General features: G+C 55.7%; 23 protein-coding genes. 16 read left to right on the top strand and 7 right to left on the bottom strand.

What is annotated here, in order from left to right; genetic code table 11:
• Window positions 1-373: 373 nt before the first annotated feature.
• From CU103_RS25400 to CU103_RS25390, 3 genes are read right to left on the bottom strand one after another with little or no spacing between them, the layout of a single operon-like run.
• Entirely contained in the window at window positions 374-853 is a 480-nt protein-coding gene (locus CU103_RS25400) for a hypothetical protein (protein ID WP_106666816.1), read from the bottom strand.
• A gap of 3 nt (window positions 854-856) precedes the next feature.
• The gene (locus CU103_RS25395) at window positions 857-1,762 is read right to left on the bottom strand and encodes a hypothetical protein (RefSeq protein ID WP_106666815.1); all 906 of its coding nucleotides are present in this window, start codon (window positions 1,760-1,762) and stop codon (window positions 857-859) included.
• Complete coding sequence (locus tag CU103_RS25390) at window positions 1,759-2,031, bottom strand: hypothetical protein (protein ID WP_106666814.1); 273 nt, start codon at window positions 2,029-2,031, stop codon at window positions 1,759-1,761. The genes CU103_RS25395 and CU103_RS25390 overlap by 4 nt, the downstream gene beginning before the upstream one ends.
• A 240-nt stretch (window positions 2,032-2,271) precedes the next feature.
• On the opposite strand from CU103_RS25390, the gene CU103_RS25385 reads away from it, so the two are divergent.
• A complete protein-coding gene (locus tag CU103_RS25385) occupies window positions 2,272-2,481 on the top strand; it encodes a cold-shock protein (protein WP_106666813.1) in 210 nt (69 codons plus the stop codon).
• A 297-nt stretch (window positions 2,482-2,778) separates the two neighbouring features.
• Here CU103_RS25385 and CU103_RS25380 read toward each other — a convergent pair whose 3' ends face one another.
• On the bottom strand, window positions 2,779-3,174 hold the full coding sequence (locus CU103_RS25380; protein ID WP_106666812.1) for a hypothetical protein: 396 nt from the start codon (window positions 3,172-3,174) through the stop codon (window positions 2,779-2,781).
• Between the two features lie 122 nt (window positions 3,175-3,296).
• Here CU103_RS25380 and CU103_RS25375 point away from each other — a divergent pair, with 122 nt between their 5' ends.
• The 6 genes from CU103_RS25375 to CU103_RS25350 are packed head-to-tail and all read left to right on the top strand — an operon-like array spanning window position 3,297 to window position 6,499.
• Window positions 3,297-3,971: a nuclease gene (locus tag CU103_RS25375; protein ID WP_146147865.1), complete on the top strand. Its 675-nt coding sequence runs from the start codon at window positions 3,297-3,299 to the stop codon at window positions 3,969-3,971.
• A 15-nt stretch (window positions 3,972-3,986) separates the two neighbouring features.
• Complete coding sequence (locus CU103_RS25370) at window positions 3,987-4,613, top strand: thermonuclease family protein (protein ID WP_245449000.1); 627 nt, start codon at window positions 3,987-3,989, stop codon at window positions 4,611-4,613.
• 20 nt (window positions 4,614-4,633) lie between these two features.
• Entirely contained in the window at window positions 4,634-5,254 is a 621-nt protein-coding gene (locus tag CU103_RS25365) for a nuclease (protein WP_106666809.1), read from the top strand.
• On the top strand, window positions 5,251-5,577 hold the full coding sequence (locus CU103_RS25360) for a hypothetical protein (protein ID WP_106666808.1): 327 nt from the start codon (window positions 5,251-5,253) through the stop codon (window positions 5,575-5,577). Before CU103_RS25365 ends, CU103_RS25360 begins: the two co-directional genes overlap by 4 nt.
• A gap of 5 nt (window positions 5,578-5,582) precedes the next feature.
• A complete protein-coding gene (locus CU103_RS25355) occupies window positions 5,583-5,927 on the top strand; it encodes a hypothetical protein (RefSeq protein ID WP_106666807.1) in 345 nt (114 codons plus the stop codon).
• 38 nt (window positions 5,928-5,965) lie between these two features.
• A complete protein-coding gene (locus CU103_RS25350) occupies window positions 5,966-6,499 on the top strand; it encodes a hypothetical protein (protein ID WP_106666806.1) in 534 nt (177 codons plus the stop codon).
• A gap of 84 nt (window positions 6,500-6,583) precedes the next feature.
• Here the strand turns inward: CU103_RS25350 and CU103_RS25345 are convergent, their stop codons facing one another.
• A complete protein-coding gene (locus tag CU103_RS25345; RefSeq protein WP_106666805.1) occupies window positions 6,584-6,985 on the bottom strand; it encodes a hypothetical protein in 402 nt (133 codons plus the stop codon).
• A gap of 24 nt (window positions 6,986-7,009) precedes the next feature.
• Complete coding sequence (locus tag CU103_RS25340; protein WP_106666804.1) at window positions 7,010-7,372, bottom strand: hypothetical protein; 363 nt, start codon at window positions 7,370-7,372, stop codon at window positions 7,010-7,012.
• Window positions 7,373-7,555: 183 nt separating this feature from the next.
• On the opposite strand from CU103_RS25340, the gene CU103_RS25335 reads away from it, so the two are divergent.
• From CU103_RS25335 to CU103_RS25320, 4 genes are read left to right on the top strand one after another with little or no spacing between them, the layout of a single operon-like run.
• On the top strand, window positions 7,556-8,206 hold the full coding sequence (locus CU103_RS25335) for a response regulator transcription factor (RefSeq protein WP_106666803.1): 651 nt from the start codon (window positions 7,556-7,558) through the stop codon (window positions 8,204-8,206).
• Window positions 8,206-8,916, top strand: a complete 711-nt coding sequence (locus tag CU103_RS25330) for an FkbM family methyltransferase (RefSeq protein ID WP_106666802.1) — start codon at window positions 8,206-8,208, stop codon at window positions 8,914-8,916. Before CU103_RS25335 ends, CU103_RS25330 begins: the two co-directional genes overlap by 1 nt.
• A complete protein-coding gene (locus tag CU103_RS25325; RefSeq protein WP_106666801.1) occupies window positions 8,903-9,451 on the top strand; it encodes a putative pterin-binding protein in 549 nt (182 codons plus the stop codon). The genes CU103_RS25330 and CU103_RS25325 overlap by 14 nt, the downstream gene beginning before the upstream one ends.
• Window positions 9,451-10,680 carry an ATP-binding protein gene (locus tag CU103_RS25320; RefSeq protein ID WP_106666800.1) on the top strand — a complete coding sequence of 410 codons (1,230 nt, stop codon included), beginning with the start codon at window positions 9,451-9,453 and terminating at the stop codon, window positions 10,678-10,680. Before CU103_RS25325 ends, CU103_RS25320 begins: the two co-directional genes overlap by 1 nt.
• 17 nt (window positions 10,681-10,697) lie before the next feature.
• Here the strand turns inward: CU103_RS25320 and CU103_RS25315 are convergent, their stop codons facing one another.
• Window positions 10,698-11,036: a helix-turn-helix domain-containing protein gene (locus CU103_RS25315; RefSeq protein WP_106666799.1), complete on the bottom strand. Its 339-nt coding sequence runs from the start codon at window positions 11,034-11,036 to the stop codon at window positions 10,698-10,700.
• A 261-nt stretch (window positions 11,037-11,297) separates the two neighbouring features.
• Here CU103_RS25315 and CU103_RS25310 point away from each other — a divergent pair, with 261 nt between their 5' ends.
• The 5 genes from CU103_RS25310 to CU103_RS31200 all read left to right on the top strand — a co-directional run bounded on the left by CU103_RS25310 (window position 11,298) and on the right by CU103_RS31200 (window position 16,953).
• The gene (locus tag CU103_RS25310; protein WP_106666798.1) at window positions 11,298-12,647 is read left to right on the top strand and encodes a hypothetical protein; all 1,350 of its coding nucleotides are present in this window, start codon (window positions 11,298-11,300) and stop codon (window positions 12,645-12,647) included.
• Between the two features lie 265 nt (window positions 12,648-12,912).
• Window positions 12,913-15,054: a ParB/RepB/Spo0J family partition protein gene (locus CU103_RS25305; RefSeq protein WP_170117125.1), complete on the top strand. Its 2,142-nt coding sequence runs from the start codon at window positions 12,913-12,915 to the stop codon at window positions 15,052-15,054.
• Between the two features lie 73 nt (window positions 15,055-15,127).
• Window positions 15,128-15,598 (top strand): hypothetical protein, encoded by a 471-nt coding sequence (locus CU103_RS25300; RefSeq protein ID WP_106666796.1) that lies wholly within the window; start codon window positions 15,128-15,130, stop codon window positions 15,596-15,598.
• Window positions 15,579-15,926: a hypothetical protein gene (locus CU103_RS25295; RefSeq protein ID WP_106666795.1), complete on the top strand. Its 348-nt coding sequence runs from the start codon at window positions 15,579-15,581 to the stop codon at window positions 15,924-15,926. The genes CU103_RS25300 and CU103_RS25295 overlap by 20 nt, the downstream gene beginning before the upstream one ends.
• A gap of 820 nt (window positions 15,927-16,746) precedes the next feature.
• Window positions 16,747-16,953, top strand: coding sequence for a hypothetical protein (locus CU103_RS31200; RefSeq protein ID WP_146147864.1), 207 nt, complete (start codon window positions 16,747-16,749; stop codon window positions 16,951-16,953).
• Window positions 16,954-16,980 lie beyond the last annotated feature (27 nt).

The raw sequence follows: 16,980 nt of genomic DNA, 5'->3' as shown, positions 1-16,980 counted from the left end.
GCCCGACGGCACTGGTCGCGTAATCGGGGCAGTCGCAGCTGAATGAGCAATCCGCACGATGGCCTGACCGTTAGAGCCGGCGACGCCGACCAATAACACTGGTGCGAAAATGCTGGCGATATGTCCCTGCCGAATCAATCCACTCACCGATCGTAGCGTTGCTCAGTGTTGAGCTGGCGTGCCTTTGCCAATTCATGTTGGACATCAAAAAATCACACTCTAATTTAAAAAACAAACAAAAAACGACTCGATAGTTAGAATATCTGTTCTCGGAAGTTAAAATAACCAAACTAGAAGACGACAATATCCAGGGCGAAGTGGTTGCTTCTGATGCATCGAGCGCCGGCGATGACCCGCATTCGCTATTCAACGCTTAACCATCGACGCGGCTCCAGGGATCTTTTTTCCATCGGTAGTCCAATTGCTGGAGGTCGCCTAGATGCTTTGCGAGCCTGACGGCGGTTCCGCCCTTGACCAACACGGTTCCAGCCGACAAACCGCCGCTGATCTTTGAAATCTCGCAATTATAGTTTGGCAATGGAGGAACAGCCCGCTGCACCGGTGCGCAGCCAAGAACCTGATACTGATACCCGGCCGGCGGCCCGTTGCTCGAGCGCCCCCGCATCTGGACCGGTCCGAATGACACCGGACCATATTGTGTCAGCAACATCAGACGGCATTCGCTGAAACCGGGATACACCTTGCAGTTTCGCAGCTGCAAATACGTATAGGGTTCAGGCGGCCGCATTCTGTCGACCGGTTGCGACGCGCATCCGGCCAAAACCGCGAGAGCCGCAATCGCACCGCCAAAAGTGCCACCTCGTCCTTTCACTGTCGCCTTGCAAGTTCTCATAAATCAGTTCCCCGAACACAAATCAGCCACTTCACGCCTGATGTCAGCGCAGACAGCTCCGTCATCGTCGATCGTGTATCCCGCTACTCTCAGGCCACGGATCACCAGCAGCGTCGCGACGCGCGAGACAATAGAGAACGACGAAATCTCGGTTACCTCGGACACCACGTAGCCCATGACGCCCAGGCATGACACGGCATCATCGATCGTCGCATAGGCGCCATCGGAGAATCCGAGCGCCATGATTTCCTTGCCATCATCGCTCTTGATCAAAATGGCGTAATCGTTGGCGGCGATGTTATGATGCAGATCCACAGTGAAAACTTCACCCACCTCATCCGAGGCCTGCAAACGTGCCAGCGAGAAATACCCTTCTCGCGTCCGCTTGCGCCGCGGCGCAGTCGTATCGTCCAGCAAACTCACCAGAACGGCATCTTCAATCATCAGAAAACTGCCAACCTCCTGCAGTTCGTCTTTCGAAGCCCGATCCGAAAACCGCTCCATCAAAGCCAGGTCAAAAGCCTCATCCGGAACAATAGCGTCGCAATGTTCGCAATGGTGTTTTAGGGCACCATGCGCCCCTCGAAGGAATCTCGATGACGACTGTTCGATAAAGCCAGTCATGCGTGGGTCGAGGCCTTTTGCCGACCGCACCAGAGCAAACTTGCCGAGCGGCCACCAGTCGCTGGCTTCGCGCCCCTCATAGCGCGCAGTAAAGTAGCTCTCCGGTCCGACGAAAAGCCCGACACCACGCGTATCGGCCTGACAAGCTTCGCAAAATCCCGATGCGCTGACCCGGTACCAAATGTTCGTCCGTACCGACGCGCGAAATCCGTGGCCGATCGCGTCAATCGCCTTGTGGGCGGCACTGTCTCTCGATCGACCGTCTGTCGAATGCGCTGCCGTCACGGTTTGGCACCGATAGGCGGATGCACCGATAATCGGCCACGTTCCATGCGACGCGAAGCGTGACGGCTGATGACTATCATGCGCTCGGTCACGAGCAGGAGCGCCGCCAGAACATCGCCGTTGCCGGCATTCAGCCATGCTTCGGCGGCTTCCCGAACGTCCTCGTCAATTCCATCGGCATGGATCTGCCAGGTCGCACCGGATGCTGCCCGGGCTTCTAGCGATTGAAGCGCCTCCGATTTGACCTCCTCTTTGGGTGGTTTCTCCATGAATCACCTTGCGGTCGGGCACCGCAACGAGCGCCACTCAAGACAATAAACAAACTCTAGTTACATTTCTTGGATAGCAAACGCCAGAAAAAAGTTAACTAATGCGTGGTGACACCAATGTTGTCGGTCCCAGCCGACGCGAGCAGAAAGCGGACAGGCTTTTCTGAAGTAGCAGCGCCGCGGCTTGATCCTTTGTCCCGCACTCGATACGTTGTGGTTTCCAGAAAAGAGGATGCGAAGATGGCTACCGGCACCGTTAAATGGTTCAACGCCACCAAGGGTTTTGGATTTATCCAGCCTGACAGCGGTGGTACTGATGTGTTTGTACATATTTCAGCCGTGGAGCGCGCTGGATTGCGTGGGCTCAACGATGGACAGAAAGTCAGCTACGAAGTGGTTCAGGATAAAAAGTCAGGCAAGATGTCGGCTGATCAACTGAGCGTGGACTAGAATTCACCTTGATATTGACCAAGCGGAGAGCCCGGGCGAGAGTCCGTCTTTTTGGACGTCCGACCGCGAGGCTTGCCCTAAGCTCAATCCCGTCGACTCTGAGTTTCGTAGCAGGAAGCTGGCAGATGCAGGTGCCGTCGCGTCGAACTTGCAAAATTGACGCGACGGCATCACACGGGCCTTTCAATCTACTTTGGCTTCGCCCATCGGCGGAAGCCACCGTGGAAACGTCAGGAACAAAACAACTCGAGCCCAGCACGCTCCACGCGCCCAGGCAGGTGCGGGACACTAACATGCTCAATGAGCGCTAGCCTTATAGCCGTTACGCTGAGCGCCTTGATCCTGTATTACTTTGCGCTGACGCTCCCCATCTCTTTGACGCCGCAGCTCGGCATCAAGGCGCTGTCCTGGTGTCTTTGGCCCAGACATCATCATAGCAAGAACGATAAAGCCGAAGAAAAGCGGGACAGCCAGAACGGGCGGCATTAACCAGTGCAAGAATTCAGCAAGTGCCGTGTTGGGGTACAGGCTTGCCAAAACCACGCAGCCCATGCCGAACAGTGCGATGATACCAAAGAGTGTGAAGGCACAGCGGACGACGAGCACCAGCCCCTGCGCGGCGCTGCGCATCAGATAAAATGTGCCGATGAGAAGAATCAACAGCCCTGCTAAAACAATCTTGATCTGCCTCATTTTTCCGTTCTCGCGACTATTTAAAATCAGACTAGAGTGTGATAATAGAATACATCTAGAGATTGATTTTTCTTGGAATATAGCTGTTTGCGACAGAAAATGTAAGGTCATCGATGCATAGAATGCGATCCCACTTGATCACTTTCGCTGCGATGACGCTCGCGGTTTCCGGCACAGCAATGGGCCAGGAAAACCCGTCAGGCCAGATAACAGCTGTCGAGAAATTCGTATCCTATTATAGCGTCGCCTACAGCCAGGGACAGGACCGAATCCCGCGAACACCATCGCCACTTACCGTCGATCTTGCGCGCAAGGATCTCGCACTCGAAACCATCAGACCGCAAAGCGCCCTCACCGGAAATGCCTTTCTTGCCGAAGACGGCACGATCGTCAAATTGGTCGGTGCACAAGGATGTCTATCAACGCAATCATTGGCATCCAACATCAGCTGCGCGCGGTTCTCCATCATCGGGCTGTCCGGTGCGTTGGGTGTCGCCATCCAAGGCGCTGAAGATGCGTTCCCTTGTCACGTGTTTGCCAAAAGCAACACGCCGTCACCAATCAAGTTTGCTGAATGCTTCTTTGAAAAGCGCAACGGCGAGGTGGTCAGTCTGTCTGGCTATCTCGTGCTTGCAGGCACAGCCTTTGCCGCCAGAGATGGGGCGGGAAAACCCCTCATCGCCGACAATGCCTCGTTCGAGGCCGCGGCCAAACAAGCCAGGTCCGGTATCTGGTCCAACACCCTGTTCACTCATCCCTATGGTGAGCGATATCGAAACAATCCGATCAACCCTTAGATGCGCATAAGCACCATGATCTTTGCTTTAACATTAACTGGCTCCGCAGTCTTCGCCGTGAACACCGGACTGCTTGATCTGGACCAATACAATATTTCCTTGGCACCACCAGTTACGATGGTACAGGCGCAGACAACACCAGTACCGACCAAACAAGCCGCCCCGACTGGTTCGCACTTTATGCGCTTTCCGGATGATGCATCATTTGAAACCGGAGATACATGGGTGTCAAAAGGCAAGCGCTACCGATTATATGGTCTGCAATCATGCATTCGCGGGACTCAGGTGACGATTTCACAGGGCGTAAAGCGGGATTGTGGCGAACTCAACCTCATCATGGCTCAAGCGCTGATCAGAGACACGAAGCCTGTCTGTACGAGCATAAGGTCACTTGATGAGCGCAACGATGTCGTCGTTTGTCAGACCACGACGGGCAATCGCGGCTATGATCTTGCCACCTATATGATCGCCCAAGGATGGGGTTTTGCGGCAGTGGCGGGCAATGGGACGTTTGTCGTACCTGCGTATCGAACTGCCGAAGAAACGGCCGGCGAAACGCGATCCGGATTGTGGGTCTATTCGGATATGCCTCACCCCATGAGCATCCTTTACCCGCAAAAGTCGACGGCAGGTCATAAATGACGGGATTTGGGAAAGCGATTATGTTGGCGGCCCTGTTGGCCGGAGCTCATCAGTCAGCCGTGGCGCAAGAATCGGGCAAAGGCAAGCCTTTGCCCGAGCAGCTATACGGTCGCGTCCGCGTGATTGATGGGAAATCGCTCGCCTTTACCGAACAGAAGGAAACAGTTCGCCTGGCAGGATATGAAGCGCCGGAAATCGAGCAGACTGCCACAAGTGATGGTATCGAGTGGCCGGTCGGGCAGGTTTCCAGATCATGGCTGATACTGCGCACGCTGCGCCGTGATGTTAATTGTGCGCCCCTGATACGTGCCGGCAATGACGTTATCATTGCGCATTGCTTTGTCGGCGATGTCAATCTCGCCGCATCAGCGATTTCCGATGGCATCGGGTATGCCTACAATTACCCGAATGAACCGCAGGTGCCCGCGTATTTCGACCTTGAACGCAAAGCGCGTGGCCTGGGTTTCGGCGTGTGGTCGGCTCAAGGGCTGTTGCCGCCGTGGCGGTATCGCTATGAAAAAGCGAATCCAGTGCACTCGCTCGGCGATGTCGGAATAACGCTGGCTCCCCTCCCCTTACCTCCTGTCTTGCGCAGTGTTGCAGGGCAGGAAAAGACATTACGCCAAGAGGACATACGATGAGAAACCGCCCTGCCATTTCAACGGCCGCCCTCGCTGCACTTTTCTTGTCGGTCGTCGCGACAGCATCCGGCCAAACGTTGCAACAGCCCGCGCAGCCGCCACAAAAACTCGATCCCGGAGAATGTGGTGCTGCTGGTCGGGGCTGTGCGAGCGACCGCGAGAAGGAGTACATGCACCTCGGATACAAGCTGTTGCCGCAGTCTTCATCATCGGCGATCGCGACGTACGCACACGCGTGCGCCACCAAACCGGAATGGCGCAATGACTGCGAGAAAAACGCGACGCTGATCCTCCAGCGGCTTGGTCTGACAACGGAGGACTAACCGAAATGACCCGCGCACAAACATTGTCCATCCTCACCGTCGTCGCCTTGGGTATTGGCTTCGGCGCCGGTTATGGCGTCCACAGCATGACAGTTGAACCTGTCGCTGCAGTTCCGCAACTGGATGTGCCGACAGACGAACAAGCTACCGCAGCAATGCGCAAAGTTTCAGTTGCGGAGACCGGTAAGATCCTCTGGCCCAAGGCGATCGTGAAGCTGGGACAATGCAATCGGTCCACAAATGCGGCTGGCGTCGTCTGCATTGCCGAGTTCAATGGCGGCAATGGCGGTCAAATTACAACGAAGCAACTGCAGTTTGCCAGGATCAAAAATGAATGGGTCGCGCCATGAAGGCCTGCCTCAAAATCTAACGGAGATAGGACACCCGCATGAAGTCACATTCTTTTGCTGCCGCCGCCTTGGCAACCGTCGTCTCATTCGCTCCGCTGGAAGCAAGCGCCGATGACGCACCTTGGGGATGTCAGGTTCTCTTGTGTGCCGCATCGGCAAATCCATCGTGGCACGGCGTTCCCTACTGCAAACCGCCGATGTACAAGCTGATCGCGGCGATGGCCAAGCCCGGATTCTCATGGCCGATTTGCCCCAGCTCCGGAACCGGCAGACCCGGCCGAGAAAATTATGAAGACTGCCCTGCGGGCTTCAAAGTGGCCTATTCCGAATCCGGACATGACGGCAATCGCTCGGAACCGAACCGTTGCGAAAAAATGGTCAATGTTTGCCAGGATAGGAATGCTTTGAAGAACTTCAAAAGGATCCAGTATCGCACTACCGCCGGCGCCGGGGAAAACAGTTGCCTGCAGACGATTTTCCAGCCGCGCAAACGCCGCGCGGAACCCTACTTCTTTGATATCAAGAATGGCCAAGGCGTGAAAAAACGCTACTGGTTCAATCTAGACCATTAACCATCAGCCGGTCGGGAAATTCAAGGTGCGGCGCAAGGTATTGTCGCGGCATTCTTATTTGCCCGTTATGAGATTGAGAATTGACTACCAGTCAGTATTCTGTGCCAGGTTCGCCCTTCTTTCCTTCCGCGCATCTTCAAATTGTAGCAGGGATACGGCCATTGTGACCGATGGCTGACACAGGTCCTGCACAGTTTTTCGCAAGTTCTCGTGCTCGGGATTTAAGACGTTCAGTCCCATTTCAGCAAGATGGACATTGACCGCGCTACGCGCCCGCAAAAAGGATAACCGCCATGTCGCCATGATCTCGCGGTGGGCGTCTTCGACCTTTTCCCAGCGCTCGCTTTGTTCAGCCAGACTTTCAGCGGCCCTATAGTCATCGAGACGTCGTTGAAGCTCGTCAGACAGGTCGATAAGCGGCCCCAGCTCTTTTCGGAATGCAGCGTCGGCGCCAGTGAACAGACCGTTGTGGTTTCTAAAATCCATGAAAGTCCACTTCGGTACCACATGTCACCGTTTTTTGCGTCGGAGCGCCAGCGATTGCAACAGGGCATCGAGTTCGTGCCTGTCCAGTGCCTCGTCGCCATCTGAGAGAAGGAACCGGACGTGCTTCACCTTGAGAGCCACATCTTCAAGCGTCGTCGCCGGATGATGCAAAAATTCCGATCGTGCCAGCTGTTCAGCATCTGTCGCGGCGTTTAGCCGTCTTTCGAGTTCCAGGCACCGATCGCTCAATTCATCACAATCAGCCCATTCCCCATAGAGCCGATCGATCTCTTGTCTCGTCAGGGTGTGCCGGCGGATGACCATCAACACCGGCTGTTCTTCACCTTCCACAAGGACACCATCTGAGGCCAGGATCGATAACGTCACGCTTAGCCTTCCCCGAACAGCCATTCATGGGTTAAGACTAATCCAAACGGATTATGCGTAAAAGGGGACACGACTGTCCCGAAGGGGGACACGAATGTCCCCTAGCTTTCTCTTTCGAAAGGCCACAAAACGTCTGTTGGAGACATCGACGGTACAAATTGTTGCGGCACCGAGGGCAATGCAATGATGGAAATGACGACAGAATACGTGCAAAATGTGCTGGTTGTTGAGGATCAGCACCTTATGCGCACAATTCTCGTTGACGAGTTGAAAGCTGCTTTGGCCACTTGTTTTGTACAAGGTGCCGCCAATATGTCTCAAGCCATGGATATGCTGGAGACTAATCAATTCGATTTAGTCGTCATTGACCCCGGTTTGCCCGGGTTTGACCCGAGGTCACAGGCGGACCGCATTGCAGTGGTTCAAACAATTATGGAAGCATCGCCCGACGCGATGCATTTTGTCATTACCGGATCCGACACCGACGAAGAATGGCAAGCCCTGCAGAAACTCGGTGTTCTGGCCTATCTTGCCAAGAATGTCATAAGGCCCGGATCTATGGTGGATGTTCTGGATGATGTTGCCAATCATGGCGAAAGCGTTCGTTTTTCCGACGAAACAACTGGGCCACCCGAATTTGTCTATTCCGAACTAACCCCACGGGAACAGGAAATCCTGAATTGGGTGCGGCAGCGACCAGATGGCAAGACCCGGAGGCAAATCTACGACGAACTGGGCAATCGCTTCGGCATCAATGGAGAATCGGCCGAGAGGCATTACAAACGCGCCCGCGCCAAACTTCTCAAGCAAGGCGCACTACCGAAAGGATTGTAATGCCGAGCACTTTCAGGCTGCATGGGCTTCACGTCCCGATTTCACCCGATGATGTATCCGACGTTATATGGTCAGCTCTAAAAGACGGATCCTACGAAGCGAAGGAAGCCCGGTGGGCGCTGAAAGCCGCAAAACCAAATGACCGCATTCTCGAACTCGGAAGCGGAATAGGGGTCATCACCTCCCTTCTCGCGGGGGTTGAGGGCGCCCACGTCATGGCTTTCGAAGCCAATCCCCACACTGTCCGTTTGGCCAAGAGAGTCATCCGTGCCAACAACCGGAACAATGTGGAATTGGAGCATGGCTTGCTAACGGCAGGACCGTCGCGCGATTTTACCTTCTATGTGCGTGAAGACTTATGGATGTCGTCACTGATCAAGCATCAAGGACCCTACATCGACTCGATCCAGGTCAAGTCCTCCAACATCGACGAGGTTATCACGCGCGCTGATATTGACCTCGTCGTCATGGATATAGAAGGGGCAGAGCTGGATTTGCTTACCCGTGCCAGATTGCCCGGCGTTGAACGCGTTTTTCTGGAATTTCACGACCATCTATATGGCCTGGAGGGTGTCAGGGCAGTCACAAGCGCGATGGCCGACAAAGGCTTTGCCTACGATCCACGCGGATCAAGCGGTCCTTGTGTGCTGTTTTCTCGCAATACCGACCCGCGAGAGTATCAACCGGAGGACATCCATGCAATTGCCTAAACTGATCCCGGCCAGCTTATGTGCGATCGCAATTATTTCCGCCCCTGCATTGTCTGCCGGGCATGATCCAGCCGCCATCAGCATCGAAAACAAAGCCGGCGACAAACTTGCGACCTACGCGTTTGATCAGCTGAAACAGGATTTCCCTCAACACGAGATCGATACAGAGACGCCCTGGAGCAAGGCCGGCGAAAAATTCACATTCCGCGGTCCGTTCCTGAAAGATGTCGTCGCCAAGAACAAGATCGACGGACGCGACGGCGTTGAGGTAACAGCATTCGATAATTTCATTACCAAAATCACAAACGAAGAAATCACTGCCTACGCGCCGATCGTGGCGATCGAAAGATCCTGCAGCGATGCGGATCGATCAAGTGGCGCTTGCACTGAAGGCCAAGATTTCAAGCCGCTTTCGCTTGATGATGGCGGGCCTTACTACATCGTTTGGCCGCTCGATCAGCTTCCGAAATCCTATGTTCCCGCCCGCAACTCGATTTGGGTCTGGTTCGCCGTTAAGCTGAGGCCTGCTGACTGATGATGAAATGGGGCAAATACCTCACGACCATCGTCTACGTTGTGCTGGTCGTTGCGGCCGGACTGTGTTTCTGGTCGTTTTTGCGCGCTGACCTCTACCGCGTGCAGACCGATGAGATCATGAGCCAAACCTTCGAGATTCAAGACCGCGCATCGCAGGCACGCGAGAAGCTCGCCACGATCAAGGGATATCTCTATATCGCTAACGCCACCAATAAACCGCAACCACGCCTCCTGCCTGAAGTCATGTTGCTGGCCTTCAACCTGAAGGCATTGTTGCAACTGGAATATGTAGACCGCTTTCTCGACACTTCAGAAATAGATATGCTTGAGCGGACTGTGGCGCAGATCAATGAAACGCTTTTGCCTCATATCAAAGCAAATGATGAGTTGGATGAAGCCCTGCAATCCATTGCAAAATTTGAAACCGACGTCTTCCGCATCTCCGGCGTAACGCTCGCCCACAGCCTCACGTTGCGTGCCACTGCCGCCATTGAAGCCAGGGCAATCAGAAACAAGCTGTTCTTCGCCGTGGCCATTCTGGTTTTGAGCATTGCGCTGCTTTTTATACTGCAGCAGAGTTCCGTTGCGCGGCGAAAGGATCATCATATCCGATCGTTTGCGTCGCTGTTCGCGCATATGACGCGATCGCGCATTGCAGCGCTGCGCGTATTCCTGAACCGCGATTGTCCTCAATCGCCGGATGCCTTGGCCGCCGCCCGCAGCACGATCGCTGAACTTGATGAGATCAACGAAGGCATGATGACCATGGGCCATGCGCGGACGCGGTCCAAAATCGCTGCACTTGGCGATCTGCTCGGCGATATCGAGAAAAACTGCCCGGTCAGATTGCAAATGGAAATTGAAGATGACGCGGGTGCTGTCATCGTCCCCGCATACCAATTTCATCTGCTTATTGACGAACTGGTTCGAAATTCCGTCAACGCCGTTGCACGGAAATCGGATCCGTTGATCATGATTAAAGCACAAGTCCGGCATCGGTTCTGGCGACGCGCGCAGCTCGTTCTTACCGTCATCGACAACGGGGTTGGCATGCCCGCTTCCATTCTCGCCAAGGCCCGGGAGCCGTTCTTCTCGACAAAGGCAGGGGTTCATGTTGGGCTTGGGCTGACCAATTGCGTGGAGCTCGTCAGGACAATGGCCGGCAAATTAAAAATTACCTCGGCGCCCGAAAAGGGCACGGTCGTGCGCATCGTTTATGTGCTGTAACCGCCAAGGCGATTACCTCAATAAAGGACTGGATCATAATCTTTCCGGCCCGAATCCCGGCGATCATCCTCCTTTACGCTCTCCGGGATTTCGGTCGACCCGTCGGCCCACTTTCCAATCAGGTCGGTCACTGGAATATCAAGTTCCTTGCAAAAACAGTAAAGCAGGCTCAGGGAGATATTCGCCTGGCCTCGCATTATTTTCGTCATATGGGTACTTGATATGCCGACGCGTCTGGCCAAGTCCTTCATCTTGATGCGGTCACGTTTGCGCATTGCCTTCAAGGCGGCGGCCATGCGCGTTGCGAAGATTGCCAGCTCCACACTTTTCTCCAGCTGGCCTTTGTATATTGGCATCTAGTTATCCTCTAGCTCACAGCTGATACTGGTCTATTTATTGAACGCCGCCATGAGTGGCGGATGATGACTCGTAACTAACGGAAAAGAAAGAGATTGGGACCGTCACAAATGCCGCATTTTCCAATCTGCGCTTTTTCGAAAAAAACATACTCTAGTTGGATTTAGTGGTCACTTGTGGCAGGATGATTTTTATGCGCCTGTCCGCTTCGTGCGATACGCGGCCACCTTGGCTTCGCTGAAAAACGTGGACGAGACCCTATGAAAGTCGTTCTTCGCCAGCACCCGACCTACACCATCGCCGATATTGACGATTTCGACGCGTTGTCCTTGCGGCGATGGTATGACAATTCCTCCAGCGACAAGGACGATGAAGCGGCCCTCGGTGTGATCAAGAGTGCGCACAGCAACGACGGCTGGATCGCCTGTGACTGCCTGCAGGGAGACCATAGACCGCTCCTCGCTCCCGTTCGCCAGTCCCACACCTACACGCTTAAGCGGCTGTCGCGCGCCGTTGGTGATCCGCTTGCTCGTTCAGACAGACCCAACCACGCTGAAGGTTGTCCGTTTCGGTTCGACAGGGAATACGGAGCAACGAAGGCCGATATAAGGTTCTTTCTGCGGCCGGTAATCCCGAAAAACACATCATATTTCGATGGACTGCCTGCGGTTGCCGACAAAATTGCAGATCGCGATGCCTCAATCGCTCCGGTTGCACCGACGCGCAGCGACAGACCGTCAGCGCTTGGCATACAGCTGTGGCGGCTGCTCGACGGTGCGGGCCTCAACAGGATACCGCCAATTCAGGATCAGGAACAAATCCCTAAACTCACCGATCAGGCCAAGCGCATCAAGGCGCACGCAAAATCGCTGAAGGCGCTGCGGACATGGCGGCTTTCCAGCCTGCTCTCGACCTGGGCGACCGATTACTTTGACGAAACGAGCTTCTGGCAACGGAACTTTAAAAAGTCCAAGCCCGATTGGCCGTCAACGCAGCGGCCCACTGCTTTCATGACAGTTTCTGCGACGGGCATCACGGAAAGCAAGATCTATCCAGCTTCCCTTGCTGGCCACATCGATGTCGCGACTCGGGTTCGCCGTCCCTTGCGCGGCGATCCAAAAAATCGCGGGCCGTTCCTCACGATCATCAATTTCGACGACGGCGACGACAACGAAGGGCCAATGCGGGCGGTCCAGGCCTATGCACAGCCCGTCTATAGCGGCGATACACTCTATCCCGTCGAAAGTGGTTTCGAGCGCTCGGTTCTCGATTTTCTGATCTGGGCGCAGGCCGCCCTCGCCAAAGCCGCCCCGTTCATGAAGATTGCCATTCACAAGCCACTCTTTGCTGTCTCGACGGAAGATGGTCCCTGCCGGCCGGATTTCATTCTCGATATCAGCATCCGTGATCGGCCGGCACCGCGGTTGATCATAGAGGCCATGGGATTTGACACCGATGACTATGAAGCGGCAAAGGCCGCCACGGTGCCGCGCATGCGACGAATTGGTCCTGTCTTCGAGATCAGACCGCCTCAGATCAGCGAGAAGAACGCAGCGGCGACAAGCAAGCTGTTGCTCGACTGGATCCTCGCCAACACCAGCCTCGCCTGACCGCCTCATTGCCCCCTTCCCGCAGCGTTCGACCGTCATGGTTCTTTGATCGTGAGCGAAAGCGACCCAAGGGGGCCTTTCCCCCTTGCCGTCGCAAAGCGCCTGCTCAGGGCTTGCGATGCAGCAAGTCGGTCGCACCCCGGAAGGCGCAACCGCGTTGCGCACCGCGCCCCCTCCTCGGGCGCTTTTAGCCATCCCCCGCGTCCCTTCGACAGGCGGGAGCAGGCCAGGAGCCTGCCCACGCCCAATTGAGGAGAGACAATTCATGACCAAAGAACAGGATTTTTTCACCACCCTCGACAAACTGGTGATGAGCAAGAATAACGTTCGCGCCGATGATGAAAGCCCCGTTGATACCCTCGCCGCATCGCTGCTCAATCACGGCCAGATCAGCGCGCTTGTGGTCGAGCCGGACGGCAAAAGGTATGGCGTTGTCGCTGGCGGCAGACGCTATCGCGCCTTTCGTGACCTTCTCAAGCGCAAGCTCATCACCAAAGATTTCCCCATCAAGGTCATGTTCCGCAGGCAAGGAATTGACGCGGCTGAAATCTCGCTGGCCGAAAATGTCGAGCGCAAGCAGATGCATCCCGCCGAGGAGGCCGAGATTTTCCGCCGCCTGATCGAGGAAGAACAGGCGAGCCGCGACCAACTGGCCGAGCGCTTCGGCGTTCCGTTGCATCACATCAACCGCCGCTTGAAACTGGCGAAGGTCGCCCCGCAGATCATCGCGGCCTACAAGGGCGGCGAACTGACGCTGATGCAAACCGAAGCCTTTGCGATCACCGATGATCATCAGCGGCAGGTGGATTATTTCGAGCGAAGTCAGGACTGGAACCTGCGTCCCGATCTCATCCGCAAGGCACTGACGGACAGCGCCGCGAGCCTTGACGGCAGCAATATTGCGAAATTCGTTGGCCGCGCGGATTACGAAAGCGCTGGCGGAGAGATTGTGACCGACCTTTTCAATGAGGACGTGTTCTTCAAGGATAACGCCCTTTTAACCCGACTGGCCGAGGAAAAACTTGACCGTGCTGCAAAAGCAGTTGCGCGGCAGGAAGGCTGGAAATGGGGCCTTGCCTGTCTCGATTACGACTATCGGGTGATGGAGCGTTTCGGCAACATTCACGGCGAACTGGTTCCTGTCGAAACGCCGGAAGCGCTCGAGCTTAAAGGCAAGCAGGATGAACTTAACGCGCAGATCGACGCACAGGAAAGGGCACTTGCAGCCCCCTATACGAATGATGACGGCGAATTTCTCTCCGATGAGGCCGAGGAAGCCTATTCCATGGTGTATGAGAACGACGAAAAATTGTCGGAACTCTATGATGAGCGTGACACCATCGCCCAACTGATCGGGCGGGCTGCCACCATCCGGCGCTACAAACCCGACGAAATAGCGCTTGCGGGGATTGTCTGCACAATCGGGCATGACGGCTCGGTCGAGGTACGGCGCGGATTGGTTGAGCCGGAAGACAAACCACGACTGGCCGAATTGCAGGAACGCGCGCGTATCCGCAACAACATCATTGCGGACCGGCAAACGGCTGGCGAAGAGGAGGCAGCGGACAGCGGCAGCGCCGAAGCGCCGGATGAAAGCGAGATAACCGCCGAAATCGAGCGCCGCAAGGCCGAACGTGCGGCCACGGAAGAAGCGGAAAAGGAACAGCAGCGGGAGTTGACCGCCGACCTCAGCCAAGCCCTTCTTGGCAGCTTGTCCTTGGCGCGTACTGCGGCGCTGCGCGCAACCCTTGCGGACAATCAGGATGTGGCCCTGCGGTTTGGTGCCTATGAGTTTGCCTTGCACATGCGCACGGCGCCGATGCGCGAGCATTGCCCGATCACGGAAATGCACATCGGCACGTCCCATCTTGGGGAACAGGCGGAAAGCCTGGCCGGTCGGGCTTACGAGGCGCATGTCGAACGTCTGCGTGGCGGCTTGCCCTGCGACGAGCAAGCCCTTTGGGACACCCTCATGGACGCATCAACCGACGAGATCATGGATATCATTGCCGTTGGTGTTGCCGGAACCATCGACGCCCACACCCCGCAGATCGACACTTTTGCTCGCAGCCGCAAAAAGTGGGCGGACAATCTGGCAGACCGCCTGAACCTCGATATGCGCGAATGGTGGACGGCAGACGCCGCGTTTTTCGGGCGCGTTTCGAAAGGCGTTCTCGTCAATGCCATGGCGGAAGCTGCACCGGAAATCACCGGCATCCAGAATCCGCAAAAGCGTGACATTGCGCTCGCAGCGCTCGCCAAGCTGCCGAAAAAAGAACTGGTCGACAAGGCAGCAGAGGCCATGAGCGGGTCCGGGTGGCTTCCCGCGCCGCTGCGCACACCGAAGCTCGAAAGCCAGGTTGCGACGGCGGCTTCTCTCCCCGCCGCCAACGAGGAAGCCGCCTGACAAGCGGCCCAAGAACCGCGCCCTTCGGCGCGGTTCCCTCCTCCTCCGTTCACCTGGCTAAAGGTTCATCATCATGTCCGTTCGTCTTTTTTCGCTGGGCGAGCTCGCGCGGCTCGGCGCACTCGTCATTACTCAATCAGGTACCGGCTTCAACGACCGCGCACTTGTTCAAAGCATGGCCTACGTTTTGCACCGCATCAGCGTCCACAACTATATGGCCCACCGAAAACATTATCAGGAGCGAAGCGCCAGATACTGTGACAACAGCGGCGCCCCGCGATCCGCGTTTTCCGAAACAGAAATCGCCGACTATTTGTCGACGATCAGCGCGTCCGGCATCCACACCGACGAAGCCCGCTATGATGCGGACTTTGTTCCCTACCACTGTGCCGATTTCCCCGAGGCCGATGAAGCTGCAATCCGCCGCTTCCTTGGCTTGGTGCACGCTGCTGTAAGAATGGTGGAAGAGCAGCGGCAGCGCGCCGACACCAGAGCAAAGTTGACTGTGATCGAGGGAGGACGCCATGCCACCCCGCGATCCTGACGGCTTTGCGGCCCGCGTCAACTACGCCGCGCGTATCATCGCCGAGGGCCGCAAACCGCAACGTGCGTTTGACGCTTGCTTTGAACAACATGACGGTGATGAAGTCGTAACGGCTTTGGTTCGTAGAGCAAGACGCAATCCAAAACTGTCAGCAAATCTCTATCGCTACCTCAACGAGACATCGGTACAGGAGGCGGCCGAGAGATTGCAGGCTGTCAAGTCGCGCCAACTGGCACGCATCGCGCGAAAGAAGCGCGAGGCGGCTCAGGCCGCCTTTGATGAGTGGTTTTTGCAGATCAAGGACCCTTCCAAGGATGGTCAGTCATGAACCAGACGATCAATTGACTAGCGCGACCTTAGCCATGCACCTGGCCACCTTGCCGTGCGATACGCTACTGACTTCGCCGGCTGCGCGACGATTATCCTACTCTCGCACCGCATTCAGCTCCTTTTCAAGCCCCCCTTTCTTCCCTTCCAGTGGAAGCAGGGCAGGCCTCGTCCTGCCCCTGCCCGTCAGGCGAGGACCGGGAGAACGGGGGACAAGCTGAGAACCGGAAGGGGGATCACACCCACCCGTAGGGCCGACTGGTGTCCGCAACGAGGACGGTGCTGCAGGCAAGGTCGAAGCATGGGGAAGGCCGGCTTTCTGCTTGTGGGGGAGAGAGGGCAGAGCCCTTTCTTCCCTCTCAGTGAGTTGAAATTTGGTTGAACCTGTTCTGCCGCCGCATGTGGGCTCACGTGCAGCGCGCGACGAGTACTGCGTGTCACCTGCGCGCTTCTAATTCTGATTCATGCTTTGGCATTCAATACGTGGCTATCTCACTTTCGCTGGCTTAGGTTGCATTTTATTAGCACCTCGATTGGGCGTTTAGGGTTTCATTACTTACGCTGCAACGATGTTCTGCCCAAACACGTTTGACCTGGCTTTCGCTGCATCCCGCCAGTTTGGCGGTGCGAGCAATGCTATTTCTGCCCGTTCAATAATATCTGACATCCCAATTGTTCATTTGACCTGTGTGCCTGTTGGGAAAACGCCGCCCTTGGCAAAATTTTATCCAATTAAATCAATCACTTAATTGCATAAGCCTTATTATGGAACTATCCGGTTCTGTCGCGGTCGCTCTTGCCATTTATAGCGGCGCCATCACATGAGCTCGAACCGCTTCCTTCCAAAGCCAAAGCTCGCCATGCGCAGAGAGCGCGTCGGCTCTCTCTTCTACATATCGCGTCGCGACCTCAACGAAGACTTCATCTCCGAACTTGGAGCGAAACGCCGCGATCTGATCGAGGTCGAAATGCATCGAGATGGTATCTCCGTCTTTGACAACGGAGATACCGAAGTCCGGTCGGTCTGAATTGGCGCGAGTAAACCGCATGAGTGG

This window comes from Phyllobacterium sophorae (genome assembly GCF_003010965.1).
In the GTDB taxonomy this organism is placed as follows: domain Bacteria; phylum Pseudomonadota; class Alphaproteobacteria; order Rhizobiales; family Rhizobiaceae; genus Phyllobacterium; species Phyllobacterium sophorae.
Note: the sequence above shows the minus strand (reverse complement) of the source record. Positions and strands in the feature narration are given on the sequence as shown.

What these genes read in the sequence shown, in the direction of transcription:
- CU103_RS25400 (WP_106666816.1), bottom strand. Translation starts at nt 853, where the DNA reads ATGAGAACTTGCAAGGCGACAGTGAAAGGACGAGGTGGCACTTTTGGC.
- CU103_RS25390 (WP_106666814.1), bottom strand. Translation starts at nt 2,031, where the DNA reads ATGGAGAAACCACCCAAAGAGGAGGTCAAATCGGAGGCGCTTCAATCG.
- CU103_RS25385 (WP_106666813.1), top strand. Translation starts at nt 2,272, where the DNA reads ATGGCTACCGGCACCGTTAAATGGTTCAACGCCACCAAGGGTTTTGGA.
- CU103_RS25380 (WP_106666812.1), bottom strand. Translation starts at nt 3,174, where the DNA reads ATGAGGCAGATCAAGATTGTTTTAGCAGGGCTGTTGATTCTTCTCATC.
- CU103_RS25375 (WP_146147865.1), top strand. Translation starts at nt 3,297, where the DNA reads ATGCGATCCCACTTGATCACTTTCGCTGCGATGACGCTCGCGGTTTCC.
- CU103_RS25370 (WP_245449000.1), top strand. Translation starts at nt 3,987, where the DNA reads ATGATCTTTGCTTTAACATTAACTGGCTCCGCAGTCTTCGCCGTGAAC.
- CU103_RS25365 (WP_106666809.1), top strand. Translation starts at nt 4,634, where the DNA reads ATGTTGGCGGCCCTGTTGGCCGGAGCTCATCAGTCAGCCGTGGCGCAA.
- CU103_RS25360 (WP_106666808.1), top strand. Translation starts at nt 5,251, where the DNA reads ATGAGAAACCGCCCTGCCATTTCAACGGCCGCCCTCGCTGCACTTTTC.
- CU103_RS25355 (WP_106666807.1), top strand. Translation starts at nt 5,583, where the DNA reads ATGACCCGCGCACAAACATTGTCCATCCTCACCGTCGTCGCCTTGGGT.
- CU103_RS25350 (WP_106666806.1), top strand. Translation starts at nt 5,966, where the DNA reads ATGAAGTCACATTCTTTTGCTGCCGCCGCCTTGGCAACCGTCGTCTCA.
- CU103_RS25345 (WP_106666805.1), bottom strand. Translation starts at nt 6,985, where the DNA reads ATGGATTTTAGAAACCACAACGGTCTGTTCACTGGCGCCGACGCTGCA.
- CU103_RS25335 (WP_106666803.1), top strand. Translation starts at nt 7,556, where the DNA reads ATGATGGAAATGACGACAGAATACGTGCAAAATGTGCTGGTTGTTGAG.
- CU103_RS25330 (WP_106666802.1), top strand. Translation starts at nt 8,206, where the DNA reads ATGCCGAGCACTTTCAGGCTGCATGGGCTTCACGTCCCGATTTCACCC.
- CU103_RS25325 (WP_106666801.1), top strand. Translation starts at nt 8,903, where the DNA reads ATGCAATTGCCTAAACTGATCCCGGCCAGCTTATGTGCGATCGCAATT.
- CU103_RS25320 (WP_106666800.1), top strand. Translation starts at nt 9,451, where the DNA reads ATGATGAAATGGGGCAAATACCTCACGACCATCGTCTACGTTGTGCTG.
- CU103_RS25315 (WP_106666799.1), bottom strand. Translation starts at nt 11,036, where the DNA reads ATGCCAATATACAAAGGCCAGCTGGAGAAAAGTGTGGAGCTGGCAATC.
- CU103_RS25310 (WP_106666798.1), top strand. Translation starts at nt 11,298, where the DNA reads ATGAAAGTCGTTCTTCGCCAGCACCCGACCTACACCATCGCCGATATT.
- CU103_RS25305 (WP_170117125.1), top strand. Translation starts at nt 12,913, where the DNA reads ATGACCAAAGAACAGGATTTTTTCACCACCCTCGACAAACTGGTGATG.
- CU103_RS25300 (WP_106666796.1), top strand. Translation starts at nt 15,128, where the DNA reads ATGTCCGTTCGTCTTTTTTCGCTGGGCGAGCTCGCGCGGCTCGGCGCA.
- CU103_RS25295 (WP_106666795.1), top strand. Translation starts at nt 15,579, where the DNA reads ATGCCACCCCGCGATCCTGACGGCTTTGCGGCCCGCGTCAACTACGCC.
- CU103_RS31200 (WP_146147864.1), top strand. Translation starts at nt 16,747, where the DNA reads ATGAGCTCGAACCGCTTCCTTCCAAAGCCAAAGCTCGCCATGCGCAGA.